Origin of the sequence: Mycobacterium sp. IS-2888, assembly GCF_001954215.1 — a bacterium.
Taxonomy (GTDB): Bacteria; Actinomycetota; Actinomycetes; order Mycobacteriales; family Mycobacteriaceae; genus Mycobacterium.
This window is the reverse complement of record NZ_MBET01000101.1, coordinates 35068-54367: the sequence shown is the minus strand read 5'-3', so window position 1 is coordinate 54367 and position 19300 is coordinate 35068. Positions and strand designations below refer to the sequence as shown.

Below are 19300 nucleotides of genomic sequence, written 5' to 3'. Positions count from 1 at the left end.
GTCAGCCATGACGGCAGCAAGCAGCGACATCTGGGAAGTGATGTCGACCGCCAGGACGATTCGACGCTTCACCGACGAGCCGGTCGACGACGCCACGCTGGCCCGGTGCCTCGAAGCGGCACGGTGGGCTCCCTCGGGGGCCAACGCTCAAGGCTGGCGCTTCGTCGTGCTGAGATCACCCGAGCAGCGGGCCGTCGTGGCCAAGGCCGCGGCTCACGCGTTGGAAGTCATCGAGCCGGTATACGGGATGACCCGGCCAGCCGCCGACGACAACAGTCGCCGGGCTCGCACCTACCGCGCGACCTACGAATTGCACGACCGAGCGGGCGAATTCGCCTCTGTCTTGTTCGCCCAACAGCACTATCCGACGGCGTCCGAACTCCTGCTCGGCGGTTCGATCTTTCCCGCCATGCAGAACTTTCTGCTCGCGGCCCGCGCGCAAGGATTGGGGGCATGCCTCACCAGCTGGGCCTCGTACGGCGGCGAGCAACTGCTGCGGGAAGCCGTCGGCATACCCGATGACTGGATGGTTGCCGGCCACATCGTGGTGGGCTGGCCGAAGGGCAAGCACGGGCCGCTTCGCCGCCGCCCACTCGCCGAGTTCGTGAACCTGGATCGCTGGGGTGAGTCGGCAGGAGGCTTGGTCGCCGCGGTGACCTAGGGTCGCCATGGCACCGGTACCCAACGTGCGCTCACGGCGAAATTTTGGGGCGGATTTCGCACTACGTGCACGTTCGGCGCAGCACGTCATACGCCATTTTCGAGATTACTACTTTCGCAAGAGAGAATGGTATTCTCGCGATTGCGGTTGACGACAGGAGGCGGCCCGGATGCTCTTGGAACTCGATGCCGATCAGCGGCTGTGGCAAAGCACGGTGCGCGATGTCGTCGCCAAGCAGTGCCCGCCGTCGCTGGTGCGCAGCGTCGCCGAGGACGGCGTGGATCCGAGCCCGCTGTGGAAGTCGTATGTCGACCAGGGCTGGACGGAGCTGAATGATCCGGCCGGCACGGTGGAGCTGGCGATCGTGCTCGAAGAGTTGGGCCGTGCGACCGATCCCACCCCGTTCCTGGCGACGATGAGCCAGTTCGCGCCGCTGGCCGCGGACCGGTTCGACCCGCACGAGTCGGGGACCGCCGTGCACAACGGGGTGTCGGCGCATCGGGACTCCGACGGCTGGGTGTTGGACGGCACGGCACGACACGTCCTCGATGGCGATCGCGTCGATCGGCTGGCGGTGGTCACCGACGCCGGGGTGTTCCTGGTGGCGGGTAATCAGTTATCCGTCCGGCGCTCTTCGGTTTTCGACCCGGTGCTGCACGTCGCCGACCTGTCCTTCGCCGGGATCCGGGTGTCCGAAGACGACCGGTTGACCGTTGACTCCGAGCGTGCCCACCATGTTGCGTTGGCGGGCATGGCAATTCACATCGTCGGGGCCTGCCAGCGCATCCTGGATCTGGTCCTCGAGCACGTCCGCAGCCGGCAGCAATTCGGCGTGCCGATCGGTTCGTTCCAGGCTGTCCAGCACAAGTGCGCCGACATGCATGTCGCCGTGGAACGCGCCCGCGCGCTCGCTTACTTTGCCGCACTGACGATCTCGGCCGACGATCCCCGTCGCCGGCTGGCCGCCGCAATGGCGAAAGCGTCGGCGGGGGAGTGCCAGTCGCTGGTATTTCGGCACGGCCTGCAACTGCACGGCGCGATGGGATTCACCTGGGAGAACGACTTGCAGTTCGCGCTCAAGCGGGCCAAAGCGGGCGAGCTCATGCTCGGCGGCGCGGCGGAACATCGGGCGCGGATCGCAGAGGAATATCGTGCAGCTGACTTTTGATCCCGACGTCGAAGCGTTTCGGGCGGAGTTCGCGGCATTCCTCGACGAGAACCTCCCTCCCGCAAGCGAAACCATGGAGCGTCCCCGTTCCGTTTCGCATATGCCGCAATGGGCACGTCGCTGGCAGCGGTTGCTGTTCGACAACGGCTGGCTGCTGCCCGGTCAGCCCCCCGAATTCGGCGGGCGCAACGCGACGGTCATTCAGCAATTCGTCCACCTCGAGGAACTGTGCAGGCGGCGGATCTACCACAGCTTCAACCCGCAGGGCGTGAATATCATTGCGGCATCGCTGTTGACGTTCGGCAGCGACGAACAAAAGCGGCGATGGGCGGTGCCGATCCTGCGCGCCGAGATCACCGCCTCGCTCGGCATGAGCGAGCCCAGCGCCGGCTCCGATCTGGCGTCGCTACGAACCCGCGCGGTACTTGACGGCGATCACTTCGTAGTCAACGGCCAGAAGGTGTGGACCTCCGGTGCCCACGACGCCGACGTGCTGTTGACTTTTGTGCGAACCAATCCGGACGCGCCAAAACACAAGGGCATCAGCGCACTACTGATCCCGACCGACACCCCGGGCCTGGTGCGGCGGCCATTCCCGTCGATCTGCGCGGCCGACGACCTGGATTTCAACGAGGTGTTCTTCACCGACGTGCGGGTGCCGGCCGAAAATCTGGTCGGCGAGCTCGATCAGGGATGGCGGGTTGCCAACGGCTCGCTGGGGCACGAGCGCACCATGATGTGGTTGGGTTTCGCAGACCGACTGGACAATGCGATCGCCGATTTCCATCCCACCACCGCCGTCGAACGCGACCAATACGCCACCACGATCATGGACAAGCAGGCGCTGAGGCTGTTGGGGTCGGTGGCCTTGGCCCGCGCTTCGCGCGGCGAAGACGACGTTGCCGCGATTTCGGTGCTCAAACTGCTTGGGTCCGAGGCTGAGTTGCGCGGGATGGAGCTTGCCCTGCACAGCGCCGGATCCGACGGGCTCATCCACCCCGGCCAGACGGGTCCGTACGCGCCGATGAATCTCGACCACTACTTCGCCAGCTGGTTCGAGCGTTATGCCCGAAGCTTTTCCGGCACGATCGCGGGTGGCACTTCCGAGATCCAGCGGAACATCATTGCCCAACGCGTGCTCGGTCTGCCGCGCGGCTGACCACGGCGGTCAGAGGCGGCTACCACCGCACGAGCGAGAAGGGATACGTGTCTGTGCCCCCGGGTCCGCCGCCGCATCCCGTGTCATAGGTGGAGACCACCTGACCGGCCAGCGAGGCCGCATCCCACGTATAGACATCGTGGGACGGGAAGAACTGGACCACGCAGCGCACGCCATCGGGCACGTCGACGGTCATGGTGTATTGGCCGTTGGACAGGTGAGCGTCTGCCTTCCACGGCGCCGCTTGCCCGTTGGGCTGGGGTACGGCTTGCATCGACACGCATCCCGGTGAGCGATCTCTGCACGGTCGAATCGCCCAAATCCAGACGTGGCCAGGATCGCGGTTGGTGAGCACCCGGTAGTTGCCGACCAGCATGTCTGCGTGGGCGGTGGGCGCAAGAGTGAGCCCGGCCGTGGCAAGCGCAATGGCTACTGCAAACCTCTTCACGGATGCGTCTCCCATCTCTGCGCACACGCTGGGCACTGAATATAACGCCAGGACACGCTGCCCTGGAAGGCTCAGTCGATTACCGCGGCTTCCTTCCGTTCGGTTACCGGCCTAGCGAGCTCTTGCTCGTCACAGATGCGTTGCAGCTTGTCGAGGGTCTCGTCGAGCCCGGCGCCGACCCTGGGGCCGGGTGTGAAGCTGGCCGGCAGCTTGCGCATGCCCTGGATTACCCCGATGGTCTCGTAGTGGACGGCGCCGTCGGGGTCGCAGCGGTAGTCGGGCATGCGGTCCAGGACGGCGGTCAACATGGATTTGAAGACGGTCCGCGCCACGTTGGATCCGATGCAGCGGTGCACGCCGATGCCGAAGCTGAAGTGCCGGTTGCCTTTGCGGTCGAGGATGATCTTGTCCGGTTCGGCGAATACCGACGGGTCGCGGTTGGCCATCGCCCACGAAATCCACAGCCGCTCACCTTCTTTGAAGCGATTGCCGTCGAGCTCGACGTCGTCGGAGAAGGTCCGGCCGTCACCGGGTGCCGGGGTGAAGTAGCGCAAGAACTCCTCGGTCGCGGGGTCGAGCAGGGTATCGCGGTTGTGCCGCAGCCGTTCCCGCTCGTCCGGGTTTTCGGACAGCCATTCAAGCGAGTGCGCGGTGAGGGCCGTCGTGGTGTCGAAGCCGCCGCCGATGACCAGTCCGAGGTTGCCCAGGATTTCCAGATCGGGAGCGGGCTCGCCGTCGATCCGCATCTCGACGAGGGCATTGACGAGGCCGGGCCGCGGGTTGTCGCGGATCTCGATCATGCTGTTGACCAGGTCAAGCCCCATCTGCCGGTGCATCTCGGTGACACGCTGGATATCCGGGGAGTGTTCGGGTGTGTACACCGCGGCGTGAACGGGCTCGCTGTACATCTTCCATCGCTTCAGCGGAATGCCCAGCATCGCCAGCGTCAGCACGGCGGGCACGATGTTGGCCAGGTCGTCGACGAAGTCGATGCGGCCTTGTTCGATCTTCTCGTCGAGGCAGGCCCGCGTCACGTCGTCGACGAAGGGCGCCCAGCGCTTGACCGCGGCCGGCGACAGGTAGGGGTTGAGGACGGTGCGGTAGGTGCGATGCTCTGGGTCGTCCATCTCCAGGATGCCGCCGCGCACCCCGTTGATGCGGCTGGCCGTCGGGATCGAAATGCCTTTGTAGCCACGGCGTTCGCCGTTGACGTCGTGGTCGTTCGACACCGCGGGGCAGCGGGCGAGCTCGAAAACCTCGTGGCTGCCCGCGGCGACCCAATGCCCGCCGTAGGTGTCGCTCCACGCCATCGGGCACTTGGCGTGCATCTCCTCGGTGATCGTCTTGAACCGTGAGCGGTACTCCGCGGAATGCCGATCGAAGTGATAGCTCTTTTTCTTGCGATCGCTGTCGCTGACGACGTCGTCGACACTCAAGCGCTGTCTCCCTTATTCATCCGTGACGATGATGGCCTGCTCGGGACAGGATTGCGCGGCTTCGCGGACCCGGCCCTGATGTTCGGCCGGCACGATTTCGTCGATCGCCGACGAACTTCCGTCGATGTCGCTGAGCTCGAACGAATCCGGGGCAATCATCGAGCACAGGGTGTGGCCCTGGCATCGTTCGGAATCAACCCAGACCTTCACGGTGTCTCCTCCACGGATTGGGTGGTGCGGTCAGGTGTTTCGGCCGCCGTTGACGCCCAATATCTGGCCGGTGATGTAGCCGGCTTCCTCGGATACCAGGAAGGCGCACGCCGCCGCGATGTCTTCCGGCTTGCCCATCCGGCGCACGGGGGTGCGGGCGATGGTCTCCTCGATGTTGCCCAGGTACCCGTGCTTTTCGGCGCTGCGCAGCATCGGGGTGTCGATGAAACCGGGCGGCACGGCGTTGACCGTGATGCCGCTGGGCCCGTACTCGAGTGCTAGCGACTTGGTGAGCCCGTTGACCGCGGATTTGGCCGCCACGTAGTGACTCATGTAGGGCGCGCCCGAATGCGTACTCGACGACGAGATGTTGACGATCCGCCCCCACCCGGCCTCCACCATGTCCGGCAGCACCGCCTGAATGGTGTGGAAAACCCCGTTGAGGTTGACGTCGATCACGCGGCGCCAGTCTTCGAACGTGATGTTGTTGAACCGCTTGAACCCGTCTAGGCCCGCGGCGTTGACCAGAACCGTCACCGGCCCAAGCCGGGCGCGGATCGCCGACAGCGCGGCGTCCACCTGGCCGCGGTCCGTCACGTCGGCGGTGAAGGAGAGATCGGTGTCGGACGGCCTGAGGTCGATGGTCGCGACGTCGAGACCGTCGGCGCGGAGCCGATGCGCGACGGCCAGGCCAATGCCGGATCCACCACCGGTGACCACCGCGGTCTTCATGCCGACGCCGTCACTGCGGCCTGCGCCGTCTCATCCACAAAGAATCTCCCTTACGATTATGAGAACCTTACTCTCGCGCGAGAGCGGGGTGCAAGATGTCGCGGAAACCCCCGTCGGCCTGCGCCGAAGCTCGACGCCTGTCGAATTGCGCCGCTGGTCAGCAGGTGCACCTGAATCCTGAGACTTTCTTGAATTCTCGAGACTCGAATGTAAGATTCGCCCGGGAAGAGAATGAAATTTTCGCGACCGTAACCACAGGGAGCCGAATGCCAGCGCAGGACACGGTGTCGACCAGTGCGGACGTCGCGCCCGAGTCACAGGCCGACCGGCGGCTGTTGATCGACGGCCGGCTCGTCGCTGCGGACAAGACATTCCCGTCGATCAATCCCGCGACCGGTGAGGTCCTCGGGAATGCGCCGGACGCCGGCATAGGGGAGGCCGAAGCGGCGATCGCGGCGGCCCGCAGGGCGTTCGACACCACGAGCTGGTCGACCGACGTCGAGCTGCGCATCCGCTGCCTCGACCAGCTGCATCAGGCACTGACCGACCACGCCGACGAGTTGCGCGAGCTGACCATTGCCGAGGTCGGCGCCACCCGCGCACTGACTCACGGCGCTCAGCTCGACGAGCCGATCGGCCTCGTGCGCTTCTATGCGGACTTGCTGCGCAACTATCAGTTCTGCGAAGACCTCGGCGAGAAGGAATCGCGGGGCATGCTGCATCACCGCTGGGTGGAGAAGGAAGCCGCGGGAGTCGTCGCCGCCATCATCGCCTACAACTATCCGAACCAGCTCGCGCTGGCCAAGCTGGCGCCGGCGCTTGCCGCCGGATGCACGGTGGTACTCAAGGGCGCGCCGGACACCCCGCTGGTGACCCTGGCGCTGGGTGAATTGATCGTCAATCACACCGACATCCCGGCCGGTGTGGTGAACGTGCTCAGCTCGTCGGATCCCGCTGTCGGACCCGCGCTGACCACCAGCCCGGACGTCGACGTAGTGACCTTCACCGGGTCGACCGCAGTTGGCCGCAAGATCATGGCCGCCGCGAGCGAGACCGTCAAACGCGTCTTTTTGGAGTTGGGTGGCAAGTCGGCGGTGATCATGCTCGACGACGCCGACTTCGCCAGCGCCAGCATGTTCGCGGCGTTCAGCATGGTCACTCACGCCGGGCAGGGCTGCGCGCTCACGTCCCGGCTGCTAGTCCCCAAGTCGCACCATGACGAGATCGTCGACCTGATCGCGGCCAACTTCGCCAAGGTGCGCCACGGTGACCCGGCCCATCCGAAGACGTTGATGGGACCGCTGATCAACGAGCGCCAGCGCGACAAGGTCGACGGCATGGTCCAGCGCGCCGTCGCCGCAGGGGCGACCCTGGTCACCGGCGGCAAGCGGCTGGATCCCGGCTATTTCTACGCGCCCACGTTGCTCACCAACGTCGACCCCGACAGCGAGATCGCTCAGGACGAGGTCTTCGGGCCGGTGCTCGTCGTCATCGCATTCGATGACGACGACGACGCGGTGCGCATCGCGAACAACTCGATCTACGGTCTGGCCGGCGCCGTCTTCAGTCGCGACCAAGACCGGGCACTCGCGGTGGCACGCCGCATCCGCGCCGGATCGTTTTCCGTCAACGGGGGCAACTACTTCGGTGCGGACAGCCCGTTCGGGGGGTTCAAGCAGTCCGGCGTCGGGCGCGAGATGGGTGTCGCCGGGCTCGAAGAGTTCTTGGAGCGCAAGACTTTTGCCGTTCCCTCGGGGGCTCCCGCATGAGGCCGCTGGAGGGCATCCGTGTCCTGGAAGTCGCCATGTACGGGTTCGTTCCATCGGCGGGCGCCGTGCTGGCGGAGTGGGGCGCCGAGGTGATCAAGGTCGAGCACGCCGTCACCGGCGATCCGCAGCGTGGGCTTCGGCAGACCGGCATGTTGCGCGTGGAGGGCGACCCGAATCCCAACATCGAGCACGCCAATCGTGGGAAGCGCAGCATCGGGTTGGATATGTCGGTGCCCGAGGGCAAGGAAGTGCTGTACGAACTGGCGCGCCGATCCGATGTCTTCCTGACCAGTTTCCTGCCCGGCGCACGGCAGAAGTTCGGCATCGACGTCGACGACATCCGGGCGGTGAACCCGGCGATCATCTACGCGCGGGGCAGCGCGCTCGGCCCGCGCGGCGGGGAGGCGACCAAGGGCGGCTACGACATGACCGCCTTTTGGTGTCGCGCCGGAACCGCCGCCACGATCACGCCCGCGGGGATGCCCGGCATGATCGCGCCGCCCGGCCCGGCCTACGGCGACACCATCTCCGGCACCAACCTCGCCGGTGGCATTGCCGCGGCGCTGCTCAAGCGCGAGCGCACCGGGGAGCCATCCGTCGTCGACGTCTCCCTGCTGGGCAGCGGCCTGTGGTCGATGGGCCACACGGTGGCGTTGACAAAGCACCTCGGCCAGCGACTGGAGGCGCCACCGCCCGGCGTGCACGGTGCGCCCAATAATCCATTAGTCGGGCTGTACGCGACGTCCGACGGCCGCTACATATCCTTCGTGATGATGCAACCGACCAAGTTCTGGGGCGACGTCTGCCGGCATATCGAGAGGCCCGAACTGGCCGACGATCCGCGCTTCGCCACCGTCGAGAAAATCGCCGCTAATACGCCAGATGCGGTCGAGATCTTGACCAAGGTCATCGCCACCCGCACGCTTGCCGAGTGGAGCGAACGCTTTGCCACACTCGCGGGACCGTGGGCGCCGGTGCAGGACACCCTGCAGGCCGCCGAGGACGCGCAGATCCGCGCGAACGAGTATCTAGTGCGCGCAGGCGAACTCGAACTCGTCGCCAATCCGGTTCAGTTCGATGTCGCTCCGCCGCAGACGGGGCCGGCGCCCGGATTCGCCGAGCAGACCGACGAGATCTTGATGGAAACCGGGCTCGACTGGGACCGCATCATCGAACTCAAGACGGCCGGCGCCGTCACCTAACACCGGAGCTGACTGGAATGCATGAGCCGAACGTCGTTTTTGTTGAGGCGCAGCCACGTTACGCGCGGGCCGTGCCTAAAGCCTGCCCGATAACGGTTATGCATTTTCCATTCCGCCTGGACGCGGCATGAGGCATAATCGCCGGACGCTACAAGACGAGTGGCCGTGGCCGGGCGGTTCCGTTTTGGAGCGCCAACTCACGCGACAGAACGGAGGAGTGGCGTGAGGATGGTAGCGGCCGTCGCGCAGGAGCAAAATGCCGGAATGTGGCTGCCCGCTGAGCATTTCGTCTCCGCTGGGCCCCCTCCGAAATCCTTGGTTCAGCCGAACTTACCGGAGGCGGCGCGCAAGAACAAGACTATCGGTCTCGTAATTCTGAAAGGAACTGAGCCCGATGGCAGATAGGAGCGACGACCGCTGGTCACCGGGGCTTCCCCAGCTGAGGCTGACAAGGAACCTTTCTGGGCCGATGCAGTCGGTCGGTGGTCTTTTCGCGATGTCTGCGGAAGCGATCAAGTTTGCCTTCCGGCGACCGTTCCAGGCACGCGAGTTCTTGGAACAGTCTTGGTTCGTCGCGCGGGTCGCGCTGATGCCGACGTTGTTGGTCGCCATTCCGTTTACCGTCCTGGTCAGCTTCACCCTCAACATCCTGTTGCGTGAACTTGGCGCCGCGGACCTGTCCGGTGCGGGCGCCGCTTTCGGCGCTGTCACCCAGGTCGGCCCGTTGGTGACCGTGTTGATCGTCGCCGGCGCCGGCTCCACGGCCATGTGCGCGGACCTCGGTTCGCGAACCATCCGCGAGGAGATCGACGCGATGGAGGTCTTGGGCATCAATCCCGTTCAGCGCCTGGTGACTCCGCGCATGCTGGCCTCGGGGTTGGTCGCCCTGTTGCTGAACAGCCTGGTCGTCATCATCGGTATTGTCGGCGGCTACGTCTTCTCGGTATTTGTCCAAGACGTCAATCCCGGCGCTTTCGCCGCGGGCATCACCTTGCTCACCGGGGTGCCCGAGGTGATCATTTCCTGTGTCAAGGCAGCGCTTTTCGGCCTCATCGCCGGGTTGGTCGCCTGCTACCGCGGCCTGATCATCTCCGGCGGGGGCGCCAAGGCGGTCGGCAACGCGGTGAACGAAACCGTGGTGTATGCCTTCATGTCCCTGTTCGTCGTCAACGTGGTCGTCACCGCGATCGGCATCAAGATGACGGCGAAGTAGGGGGCTGCCGGTGGCGCTGAGGGCTGCATATCCGCGATTAACCCGCCAACTCGAGAGGCCGGTCGCCTCGTTGGGGCGGGTCGGCGACCACACCCAGTTCTACGGCAAGGCGCTGGGCGGGATGCCGTTTGCCGCTGTGCACTACCGGCGCGAAGTGATCCGCCTGATCGCCGAGATCAGCATGGGCGCAGGCACTTTGGCGATGATCGGCGGAACCGTCGTGATTGTCGGCTTTTTGACGCTGGCCGCCGGTGGCACGCTGGCCGTTCAGGGTTTCAGCTCGCTGGGCAACATCGGCATCGAGGCGCTGACCGGTTTTTTGGCCGCCTTCATCAATGTGCGCATCGCGGCTCCTGTCGTCGCGGGGATCGGCCTGGCCGCAACCTTTGGTGCCGGGGTCACCGCTCAGCTGGGTGCGATGCGGATCAACGAAGAGATCGATGCACTGGAAGCCATGGCCATTCGCCCGATTTCGTATTTGGTGAGCACTCGGATCCTGGCCGGCATGATCGCGATCACGCCGCTGTATTGCATCGCCGTCATCCTGTCGTTCCTAGCCAGCCAGTTCACCACCACGTACTTGTTCGGCCAGTCGGAGGGCTTGTACCAGCACTACTTCTCGACCTTCTTGAACCCGATCGACCTGTTGTGGTCGTTCCTACAGGCCGCGCTGATGGCGATCACGATCTTGCTGATACATACGTACTACGGCTATTTCGCCGCCGGTGGACCTGCCGGCGTCGGCCAAGCGACCGGTAACGCGGTGCGCACCTCGCTCATCGTCGTGGTGTCGGTAACGCTGCTGGTCTCGCTGTCTATTTACGGTAGCAACGGCAACTTCAACCTGTCCGGGTAGTGAAGGAGGTGGGACGGCAGTGACGCAGAACGTGCCAGCGGGTCGCGGTTCAATCGGCGGCCGGCCCCCGCGCACCGCCCATCTCGGGCCAACCCGTCGGGTGGGGCCGCGCAGCTACATGCCACCCCTGCTCGGACTGCTGACCGTCGCGATCATCTGCGCGATTTTCGCCGTGGCGATAACGCTGTTTCAGGGCGGCTTCACCGAAACCGTTCCGGTGACTGTGATTTCGCAACGCGCCGGCCTCGTCATGAACCCGGACGCCAAGGTCAAGATGCGCGGCGTGCAGGTGGGCAAGGTCGCATCGATCGAGTCGCTGCCGGACGGCAAAGCGGCTATTCACTTGGCGATGAATCCGTCGGACTTGAAATACATTCCCGGCAACGTGCTCGTCAACATCACGTCATCGACGGTCTTCGGCGCGAAGTCCGTCGAGCTGGTGCCCCCCGACCAGCCCTCGGCGCTGCGGCTACACGCCGGCCAGACGCTGCAGGGCCAGCACGTCATGGTCGAAATCAACACCGTGTTCCAGCAATTGGTTTCGGTGCTGGCCCAGATCGACCCGCCGAAACTCAACGAGAGTCTGGGCGCGCTGGCAAAAGCGTTCAGCGGGCGGGGCGCACAGCTTGGCCAATCGCTCTCCGACTTGGATTCGTTTCTGGCCAAATATGAGCCGAGCCTTCCAGCGTTGAGCCATGACCTCGCAGTGTTACCGGCGGTGTCCAACGCATATGCCGACGCGGCGCCGGACCTGGTGAAGACCGCAGCCAACGCGACGCGGATCAGCCAGACGATCGTCGATGAGCAGCGCAACCTGGATGCATTGCTGATCAGTGCGATTGGCTTGGCCGACATCGGAAATGACGTCTTGTCGACGAACCGCAAACCGCTCACCAGTGCGCTGCATCTTCTGGTGCCGACCACCGATCTGACCAACGAGTACCACGAGGCACTCACCTGCGCTTTCGGCGGGCTCGCACGGGACTCGCACTTCCCGCCGTTGTCGGAACCGAGCATCAACATCTCGGCGAGTCTCACGTGGGGCGGCGAACGTTATCGGTATCCGACGAACCTGCCGAAGGTTGCGGCGACGGGCGGGCCGCAATGCATGGGCCTGCCGCAGCTCCCGTTCAACACCAATCCGAAGCAACTGATTGCCGATATCGGTGCCAACCCGGTGGGGTACGGAAACCCACAGGTGCTGATCAACTCCGACCTTCTCAAACAGCTGCTGTACGGGCCGATCGCCGGCCCCCCGCGCAACTCCGCAATGGTTGGAATGCCCGGATGAGAACGCGCGCCACGCTGATCAAGTTCGCGATCTTCGCCGTCGTGATGGCGATGCTGACCGCCTTCCTGTTCTTCATCTTCGGCCAGTACCGGACGGGTTCGACGACCGGGTATTCGGCGGTGTTCACCGACGTGTCGCGCCTCAAAACGGGACAGTCGGTGCGGGTCGCCGGGATCCGGGTGGGCACCGTCAACGGCGTTTCGCTGCGGCCGGACAAAAAAGTTGTGGTGAAGTTCGACGCCGACCGCAACATCGTCCTCACCGAGGGCACCAGGGCGGCGGTGCGTTACCTCAACCTGGTCGGCGATCGCTACCTCGAACTCGTCGATGGCCCGGGCTCGACCAGGCGGCTGCCGGCCGGCGGTCAGATTCCCCTCGACCGCACCGCGCCGGCGCTTGACCTTGATCTGCTGCTCGGGGGGCTGAAACCGGTGATCCAGGGCCTGAATGCGCAAGATGTCAACGCGCTCACCTCCGCGTTGTTGCAGGTCTTTCAGGGTGAGGGGGGGACTCTTGAGTCGCTGTTCGCCAAGACGACGTCGTTTTCGAACGCCTTGGCCGACAACGATCAAACCGTGCAGCAACTGATCGACAACCTCAACACCGTGGTGTCGTACATCGACAAGGAGGGCGGCAACTTTTCGGCCGCAATCGATCGCCTGCAGCGGCTTGTCAGTGGGCTCTCGGACGACCGCAACACCATTGGGTCCGCGATCGACGCGTTGGACAACGGAACGGCCTCGCTGGCGGATCTGCTGACGAACGCGCGGCCTCCGCTGTCCGGCACCATCGACCAACTGAGTCGGCTGGCGCCGATACTCGATAACGACAGGGACCGCCTCGACACCGCGATCGCTAAGGCCCCAAAGAACTACCGCAAACTGGTCCGACTCGGCGTAGCCGGCGCCACCATCCCGTACTACATCTGCATGTTAGAGCTGCGCGGCACCGATCTTAACGGCAAGACGGTGGTAGCTCCCTTGTTCAGGTCAGACGCTGGAAGGTGCACGGAACCCTGATGCTTAAGTATCGCGGAGCTGGGCTCATCAAGGCCGGATTCATCGGCGCGATCTTGATCGTGCTGGTGATCCTGGTGGGCCTGTCGCCCGACCGGTTCATCTCATGGGCGACGATGGTTCGCTACCAGGCGCTGTTTTCTGAAGCGGGCGGCCTCGCGGTGGGCAACGCCGTGACGGTGTCGGGGGTGAAAGTCGGCTCGGTGTCGAATATTTCGCTGCGCAACGGCGATGCGCTGGTGACGTTCGCGATGAAGGGCAACATCCTGCTCGGATCGGAAACCACCGCGCACATCCGCACCGACACGCTGCTGGGCGCCCGGATGCTGACACTGGAGTCTGCCGGCAGCAGCACGATGCATCCGATGGCGGTCATTCCGGTCTCGCGCACGTCCTCGCCGTACTCGCTGACGGAAGCGGTTAGCGACTTCACATCGAACACCGCCGAAACCAACACCGCGACGCTGAATCAGTCGTTGGACACGCTGTCGGCGACGCTCGACCAGATCGCACCCCAATTGGGGCCGGCCTTCGACGGACTCACCCGGTTATCCCGCACCCTCAACGGCCGCAACAAGTCCCTGGGCGAGCTATTCAAGAGTGCCGCCGACGTCAGCCGAATATTGTCCGACCGCAGCCAGCAGGTCAACAAGCTCATCCTGAACTCCGACGATCTGCTCCAAGTCCTGGTGGCGCGCCGACAGGAGATCGTGGACTTGCTGGCCAACACGTCGGCCGTCGCCAAGCAGCTGACGGGATTGGTGCACGACAACGAAAGCAAGCTGGCGCCGACGCTGGAGAGGCTGAATTCGGTGCTGGCGATGCTGGAAAAGAACCGCGACAACATCAGCAAAGCGCTGCCGGGTCTTGCTAAATTCGAGATCACGGTCGGTGAGGCGATCTCGAGCATGTACGCCTACTCAGCGTTCGTCCCGAACGTTACGACCCCGCAAATCTTCGGGGTATTCATGGAATACCTCTGGGGATTCCGCACCTTCGACACGGCTCGCGGTCCCGGCTACCCCTCGCCGGTACCTCGGACGCTGATTCCCTGGCCGTACAACGGTATTCCCGTGTGCCCTGGCTGCACGTTGGGCGGGCGGATCGGGGGATCGCAATGATCCGGCGCAACAGGCTGGCGGCCATCACGGCGGTCGTCCTGGTCGGGCTCATCGTCGCCGGCGCGGCCGTGCTCATTCGTAATACGTTCTTTGGCCCAAAGACGATCACCGCATATTTCACCACCGCCACCGCGATCTACCCCAATGACGAGGTGCGGGTCTCGGGTGTCAAAGTCGGCAACATCAAATCCATTCAGCCGCAGGGGACACAGGCCAAGATGGTCCTCAAGGTGGACCGCGACGTGCCCATCCCGGCGGACGCGAAAGCGATCGTCGTCGCCTCGAACCTGGTGGCCGCCCGCTACGTCCAGCTCTCACCGGCCTACCGGAACAGCGGCCCGGTCATGCGGGACGGCGCGGTGATACCGGTCGAACGCACCGCGGTGCCTGTCGAGTGGGACGAGGTCAAAACCCAATTGATGCGGCTGGCAACGGATTTGGGACCCAAGAGTGGGGTATCGGGCACGTCGGTGGGCCGGTTCATCGACAGCGCCGCCAATGCACTCGAGGGCAACGGCGACAAGCTGCGGCAAACACTCGGTCAATTGTCCGGGGTCGGCCGGATCCTCGCCAACGGCAGCGGCAACATCGTTGACATCATCAAAGGTCTGCAGACTTTCGTAACGGCGCTGCGCGACAGCAACATCCAGCTCGTGCAGTTCAACGACCGTCTGGCCACCCTCACCAGCGTGGTCGACGACAGCAAATCCGAGTTGGACGCGGCGCTGACCGATCTGTCGACGGCGGTCGGCGAGGTGCAGCGATTCATCGCCGGGACTCGCAATCAGACCAGCGAGCAGATCGCCCGGTTGGCCGATGTCACCCAGATTCTGGTCGATAAGCGCATGGCCCTGGAAAACATTCTGCACACCTCGCCGAACGCGCTCGGCAACTTCTTCAACGACTACAACGCCGACACCGGAACCATCGTGGGCGGGTTCGGGATCATGGATTTCGCGAACCCCACGTGGGCGGGTATTTTGCCTGTAGTGCCGGGGATTCCGGGTTGCACGCAAATCGGCGCCATCGAGAGCGTCACCTCCGTCGAAACCGGCAAGCTGTGCTCACTGTTCCTCGGTCCCGGGCTGCGGCTGCTCAACTTCAACAATCTGCCGATTCCCGTCAACATATTCCTGCAGAAGTCGATCGACCCTTCCAAGATCATCTACACCGAACAGCGCCTGGCCCCCGGCGGCGAGGGCCCGAAACCCGGACCACCCGAGATCCCGCCCGCGGTGTCGGCCTACACCGGCCTGCCGGGTGATCCCGTCGGACCGCCTGGGGCGGTGCCGCCGGCGCCGATACCGGGCGCCGCGATGCCGCTGCCGCCCCCGCCGTCGACACCGATGGAACCGCCGCCACCGCCGCCGGCGCCGGCGAGCGTGTCGGGCATGCTGCTGCCGGGTGAAGGGCCGCAGCAATGATCGCCCGGGTATCGGCCCTGCGACGATGCGGGCCATCGGCCCGAGGAGGAGCCGGGCCATCAGGCTTGGCTCGGCGGGTGTTCGCTATCGGCTGTTGCGTGGTGTTGTCCGCGACGGGATGCGCATTCCACGGCCTGAATTCACTGCCACTGCCCGGCGCGGTCGGACGCGGGCCGGGTGCCACCATCTACCACGTCGAGATCCCGAATGTCGGTACGATGGAATCGAATTCGCCGGTGATGATCGACGATGTCGTGGTCGGCAGTGTCGGCACGATGAGGGTGCAAGGCTGGCACGCCGACGTCGAGATCTCGGTGAAGCGCGATGTCGTCGTTCCGGCCAACGTGGTGGCCAGCGTCGGTCAAACCAGCCTGCTGGGCTCGATGCATCTGGAGCTCAATACGCCGCTCGGCCAAACGGGTAGCGGAAGGCTGCAGCCGGGCGCAACCATCCCGCTGAGCCGGTCATCGGTCTATCCGTCGACAGAGCAGACGCTGTCGTCGCTGGGGGCGGTGGTCAACGGCGGGGGACTGGGGCAGATCGGGGAAATCGTCCACAATTTCTCCGCCGCCCTGTCCGGGCGTGAGGGCGCCGTGCGTGATCTGCTTACTCGCCTCGACACGTTCGTGGGGACCCTCGACCAACAGCGGGACAACATCGTCGACTCCATCCAGGCGCTGAACCGGCTTGCCGGCACCTTCGCCGGACAACGCGACGTCATAACCCAGGCGCTGCGCAAGGTACCGCCCGCGCTCGATGTGCTGATCAAGGAGCGGCCGCGCCTGACGACCGCCCTGGACAAGCTTCGCGTCTTCAGCAACACCGCCACCGGACTGATCAACGACACCCAGGCCGACCTGGTCACGAATCTCAAAAACTTGGAGCCGACCATCCGCGCGCTCGCCGACGTCGGGCCGGAGCTGGGCGCCGCGATCGCGGGGAGTTTCGTGTTCCCGTTCACCCAGAACTTCGTCGACCGAGCGGTTCGGGGCGACTACTTCAATCTGCATGTGCAGCTGGACCTGTCGATTCCGCGGCTCAAGCGCGGCCTGATGTTGGGGACCCACTGGGGCCAGCTGGACCAGCCGTTGGTACCGGCGCCCGGGGAGCCGTGGTACTTGAATTACACCCACGATCCGCTGAATGACCCCGTGCGGCCACCGTGGGTCGATCCCAATGCGCACCCGCTGCCCCCGCTACCGGGTCCTCCGCCGAGTGCGCCCCCGCTGCCCGGCCCTCAGCCTGGTTCGGCGTCGACGGGAGCGGGTGGATAGATGCTGTCGCGCTTCGTTCGGATCCAGCTGGCGATTTTTGCGATCGTCGGGGCCATTGGTGTGATCGCGATGGTCCTCTTCTACATCCAAGTGCCGACGCTCCTGGGCCTCGGCCGGATGACGGTGACGCTGGAGCTGCCGGCTACCGGCGGTCTGTACCGGTTTTCCAACGTGACCTACCGTGGAGTGCAAATCGGTAAGGTCACCTCGGTGGGTTTGACACCGACCGGCGCGAAAGCGACGCTGTCGCTCAACACTTCACCCAAGATCCCCGCGGACCTGACAGCGAAGGTGCTCAGTGTGTCCGCGGTGGGTGAACAGTACGTGGACCTGCAGCCCAAAACCGATTCGCCGCCCTACTTGCACGACGGCTCGGTAATCGCCGCGCGCGATACGACGATTCCGCAGCCGGTCGGGCCGATGCTCGATCAGGTCAACGCCTTGGTCGGCAGCATTCCGAAGACCAAACTCGGCCAATTGCTCGACGAGTCCTTCCAGGGATTCAACGGAACCGGATACGACCTGGGATCATTGTTCGACTCGGGGGCCACGATATCCCGCGACGCCAACGGCGTCGTCGATCGCACCCAGACCCTCACCGAAGACACTGGGCCGCTGCTGGATTCGCAAGCACGCACCACCGATTCGATCCGGACGTGGGCACGTAGCCTCGCCGGGATTACGGACGTCTTCGCAAACGATGATTCAAACGTTCGCACCATACTGCGAAACGGCCCCGAAGCCGCGAACGAAGCATCCCGGCTTCTCGAACAAATCAAGCCGACGCTGCCGGTGTTGCTTGCCAACCTGACCACCATCGGCCAGATCGGCGTCACCTACCATCCCTCGCTGGAGCAGCTGCTGGTGTTGCTGCCGAACGCGGTTGCCGTTGAGCAAGCCGCCGCCCCCGGAAACCATCCCGAGGGGACGGCCCAAGGCGACTTCGCACTCACGATCGACGATCCGCCGATTTGCACGGTTGGCTTCATCCCGCAAAGCCAATGGCGATCCCCGGACGACCTCTCCGACATCGACACACCGGATGGGTTGTATTGCAAACTCCCGCAGGATTCGCCGCTCTCGGTTCGCGGCGCCCGCAACTATCCGTGCATGGGTCACCCCGGCAAGCGCGCGCCTACCGTCGAAATCTGCAACAGCGACAAGCCGTTCATGCCGCTGGCGATGCGTCAGCACGTCCTCGGTCCCTCGCCGATCGATCCGAATCTGATCGCCCAGGGCATTCCGATCGATGATCGGGTTAACCCCAACGAAAGAACCTTCGGCCCGGTCGAGGGAACGCCACTGCCGCCGGGGGCGGTGCCGCGCGGCACGCCCGCGGGCCCGCGCGGAGAAAATCCGCCACCGGGCACGATTGGCGCAGCTGTTCCGCCGGTGCCGTCGTCGGGGCCGCCCCCGCTGGCACCCATGTCGAGAATGTCGGCTGACCTCGCGGCCATAGCGCCACTCGACGTCCCCGCGGCAGGTGAACTTCCAGCACCACCCGCCGCGCCGGCACCACCTGCGGCTCCCGATCCCGCGCCGGCGGACTCGACCGGCGACGGAGGCGCCCAGGCCGCGCCAAGCTCGTTCGGAGGCAACGTATCTAAGCCGGCGCCCTCGGTCGTGGTGGCAAAATACGATCCGCGTACGGGTCGTTATGTTGGTCCGGATGGGAAGCTGTACCAGCAGTCGGATCTCGCGACGTCGAAAGCGCCCAAGACGTGGCAGGACTTGCTTCCCACCTGAAGCTAAAAACCTTCGATCAGGCTAACTTGTCCAGGCGTAACGGCATCATGATGTCGAGCCACTTGTTTTGCCCGCAGGCACCACTCGGGCCGACCGTCTTGTCCTTGCCGGCCATGGTCGGCGACCCGAGTTGGTATTCACCGTTGACGTCCACCGGATAGAAATAGAAGGTCTGCTGCCCGGTGTACGCCCTACCGTCCTCGCACCGTTCCCAGTCCGGCACATCGCGTTTGATCTTCCACATCTGTCCATCATTCATATAAAGGGGCGCGCTCCATCCCTGGTCGCTTGTCACCGTGCCGTGGCATTCCTGAAACGTCACGCACGACGAGCTGATGGTCCATGTCTGGATGACCGTCGCCTCGCCGAAGTACTGATCATTGAGCTGGGCATAGTCGCCGATGGACGTGGCGCGGTACGTCCCGTTGATGGCCACTTCTTCCTTCGTCGTTGCCTGCGCAGTGGATGCCGTCGCCAAACCGCCGAATACGGTGGCAGCCACCAGCGTTGCGGCGGTGAGTGTTTCAACTGAACGCATCAGGTGCTCCTCGACGCGCAATATTTGGCCGACATT

At 64.6% G+C, this 19300-nt stretch carries 18 protein-coding genes; 13 read left to right on the top strand and 5 right to left on the bottom strand.

Annotated elements, in window-relative coordinates:
• Window positions 1-7 precede the first annotated feature (7 nt).
• The 3 genes from A5745_RS20625 (at window position 8) to A5745_RS20615 (ending at window position 2988) form a co-directional block, all read left to right on the top strand.
• On the top strand, window positions 8-661 hold the full coding sequence (locus tag A5745_RS20625; protein ID WP_076059040.1) for a nitroreductase family protein: 654 nt from the start codon (window positions 8-10) through the stop codon (window positions 659-661).
• 169 nt (window positions 662-830) lie between these two features.
• Complete coding sequence (locus A5745_RS20620; RefSeq protein WP_076118531.1) at window positions 831-1829, top strand: acyl-CoA dehydrogenase family protein; 999 nt, start codon at window positions 831-833, stop codon at window positions 1827-1829.
• Window positions 1813-2988 (top strand): acyl-CoA dehydrogenase family protein, encoded by a 1176-nt coding sequence (locus A5745_RS20615; protein ID WP_076118529.1) that lies wholly within the window; start codon window positions 1813-1815, stop codon window positions 2986-2988. Before A5745_RS20620 ends, A5745_RS20615 begins: the two co-directional genes overlap by 17 nt.
• Before the next feature lie 19 nt (window positions 2989-3007).
• Here A5745_RS20615 and A5745_RS20610 read toward each other — a convergent pair whose 3' ends face one another.
• Genes A5745_RS20610 through A5745_RS20595 form a run of 4 tightly spaced genes read right to left on the bottom strand, consistent with a single transcriptional unit; the run spans window position 3008 to window position 5814 of the window.
• Window positions 3008-3451, bottom strand: a complete 444-nt coding sequence (locus A5745_RS20610; RefSeq protein WP_076059043.1) for a hypothetical protein — start codon at window positions 3449-3451, stop codon at window positions 3008-3010.
• Between the two features lie 56 nt (window positions 3452-3507).
• Window positions 3508-4872, bottom strand: coding sequence for a cytochrome P450 (locus A5745_RS20605; protein WP_076059044.1), 1365 nt, complete (start codon window positions 4870-4872; stop codon window positions 3508-3510).
• Window positions 4873-4884: 12 nt separating this feature from the next.
• Window positions 4885-5082: a ferredoxin gene (locus A5745_RS20600; protein WP_076059046.1), complete on the bottom strand. Its 198-nt coding sequence runs from the start codon at window positions 5080-5082 to the stop codon at window positions 4885-4887.
• A 30-nt stretch (window positions 5083-5112) separates the two neighbouring features.
• A complete protein-coding gene (locus A5745_RS20595; protein ID WP_076059048.1) occupies window positions 5113-5814 on the bottom strand; it encodes an SDR family NAD(P)-dependent oxidoreductase in 702 nt (233 codons plus the stop codon).
• 266 nt (window positions 5815-6080) lie between these two features.
• Between A5745_RS20595 and A5745_RS20590 the strand changes: the two genes are divergently transcribed.
• The 10 genes from A5745_RS20590 (at window position 6081) to A5745_RS20545 (ending at window position 18726) form a co-directional block, all read left to right on the top strand.
• Window positions 6081-7583, top strand: coding sequence for an aldehyde dehydrogenase family protein (locus A5745_RS20590; RefSeq protein ID WP_076118527.1), 1503 nt, complete (start codon window positions 6081-6083; stop codon window positions 7581-7583).
• Window positions 7580-8785: a CaiB/BaiF CoA-transferase family protein gene (locus A5745_RS20585; protein ID WP_076059051.1), complete on the top strand. Its 1206-nt coding sequence runs from the start codon at window positions 7580-7582 to the stop codon at window positions 8783-8785. The genes A5745_RS20590 and A5745_RS20585 overlap by 4 nt, the downstream gene beginning before the upstream one ends.
• A gap of 394 nt (window positions 8786-9179) precedes the next feature.
• On the top strand, window positions 9180-9998 hold the full coding sequence (locus tag A5745_RS20580; protein ID WP_076059053.1) for an ABC transporter permease: 819 nt from the start codon (window positions 9180-9182) through the stop codon (window positions 9996-9998).
• Between the two features lie 10 nt (window positions 9999-10008).
• Window positions 10009-10854 carry an ABC transporter permease gene (locus A5745_RS20575; RefSeq protein ID WP_076059055.1) on the top strand — a complete coding sequence of 282 codons (846 nt, stop codon included), beginning with the start codon at window positions 10009-10011 and terminating at the stop codon, window positions 10852-10854.
• A gap of 19 nt (window positions 10855-10873) precedes the next feature.
• Window positions 10874-12145 (top strand): MCE family protein, encoded by a 1272-nt coding sequence (locus A5745_RS20570; RefSeq protein WP_076118525.1) that lies wholly within the window; start codon window positions 10874-10876, stop codon window positions 12143-12145.
• Complete coding sequence (locus A5745_RS20565; RefSeq protein ID WP_076059058.1) at window positions 12142-13164, top strand: MCE family protein; 1023 nt, start codon at window positions 12142-12144, stop codon at window positions 13162-13164. Before A5745_RS20570 ends, A5745_RS20565 begins: the two co-directional genes overlap by 4 nt.
• Window positions 13164-14282, top strand: a complete 1119-nt coding sequence (locus A5745_RS20560) for an MCE family protein (RefSeq protein ID WP_076059155.1) — start codon at window positions 13164-13166, stop codon at window positions 14280-14282. Before A5745_RS20565 ends, A5745_RS20560 begins: the two co-directional genes overlap by 1 nt.
• Window positions 14279-15706, top strand: coding sequence for an MCE family protein (locus A5745_RS20555; RefSeq protein WP_076059060.1), 1428 nt, complete (start codon window positions 14279-14281; stop codon window positions 15704-15706). Before A5745_RS20560 ends, A5745_RS20555 begins: the two co-directional genes overlap by 4 nt.
• 77 nt (window positions 15707-15783) lie before the next feature.
• Window positions 15784-16980, top strand: coding sequence for an MCE family protein (locus A5745_RS20550; protein WP_076118523.1), 1197 nt, complete (start codon window positions 15784-15786; stop codon window positions 16978-16980).
• Window positions 16981-18726, top strand: coding sequence for an MCE family protein (locus A5745_RS20545; protein ID WP_076059063.1), 1746 nt, complete (start codon window positions 16981-16983; stop codon window positions 18724-18726).
• Window positions 18727-18742: 16 nt separating this feature from the next.
• Here the strand turns inward: A5745_RS20545 and A5745_RS20540 are convergent, their stop codons facing one another.
• Window positions 18743-19264 carry a hypothetical protein gene (locus A5745_RS20540; protein ID WP_076059156.1) on the bottom strand — a complete coding sequence of 174 codons (522 nt, stop codon included), beginning with the start codon at window positions 19262-19264 and terminating at the stop codon, window positions 18743-18745.
• Between the last annotated feature and the right edge of the window lie 36 nt (window positions 19265-19300).

Coding starts and splice junctions, on each gene's coding strand:
- A5745_RS20625 (WP_076059040.1), top strand. CDS start 8: ATGACGGCAGCAAGCAGCGACATCTGGGAAGTGATGTCGACCGCCAGG.
- A5745_RS20620 (WP_076118531.1), top strand. CDS start 831: ATGCTCTTGGAACTCGATGCCGATCAGCGGCTGTGGCAAAGCACGGTG.
- A5745_RS20610 (WP_076059043.1), bottom strand. CDS start 3,451: ATGGGAGACGCATCCGTGAAGAGGTTTGCAGTAGCCATTGCGCTTGCC.
- A5745_RS20595 (WP_076059048.1), bottom strand. CDS start 5,814: ATGAAGACCGCGGTGGTCACCGGTGGTGGATCCGGCATTGGCCTGGCC.
- A5745_RS20590 (WP_076118527.1), top strand. CDS start 6,081: ATGCCAGCGCAGGACACGGTGTCGACCAGTGCGGACGTCGCGCCCGAG.
- A5745_RS20585 (WP_076059051.1), top strand. CDS start 7,580: ATGAGGCCGCTGGAGGGCATCCGTGTCCTGGAAGTCGCCATGTACGGG.
- A5745_RS20580 (WP_076059053.1), top strand. CDS start 9,180: ATGGCAGATAGGAGCGACGACCGCTGGTCACCGGGGCTTCCCCAGCTG.
- A5745_RS20565 (WP_076059058.1), top strand. CDS start 12,142: ATGAGAACGCGCGCCACGCTGATCAAGTTCGCGATCTTCGCCGTCGTG.
- A5745_RS20560 (WP_076059155.1), top strand. CDS start 13,164: ATGCTTAAGTATCGCGGAGCTGGGCTCATCAAGGCCGGATTCATCGGC.
- A5745_RS20555 (WP_076059060.1), top strand. CDS start 14,279: ATGATCCGGCGCAACAGGCTGGCGGCCATCACGGCGGTCGTCCTGGTC.
- A5745_RS20545 (WP_076059063.1), top strand. CDS start 16,981: ATGCTGTCGCGCTTCGTTCGGATCCAGCTGGCGATTTTTGCGATCGTC.
- A5745_RS20540 (WP_076059156.1), bottom strand. CDS start 19,264: ATGCGTTCAGTTGAAACACTCACCGCCGCAACGCTGGTGGCTGCCACC.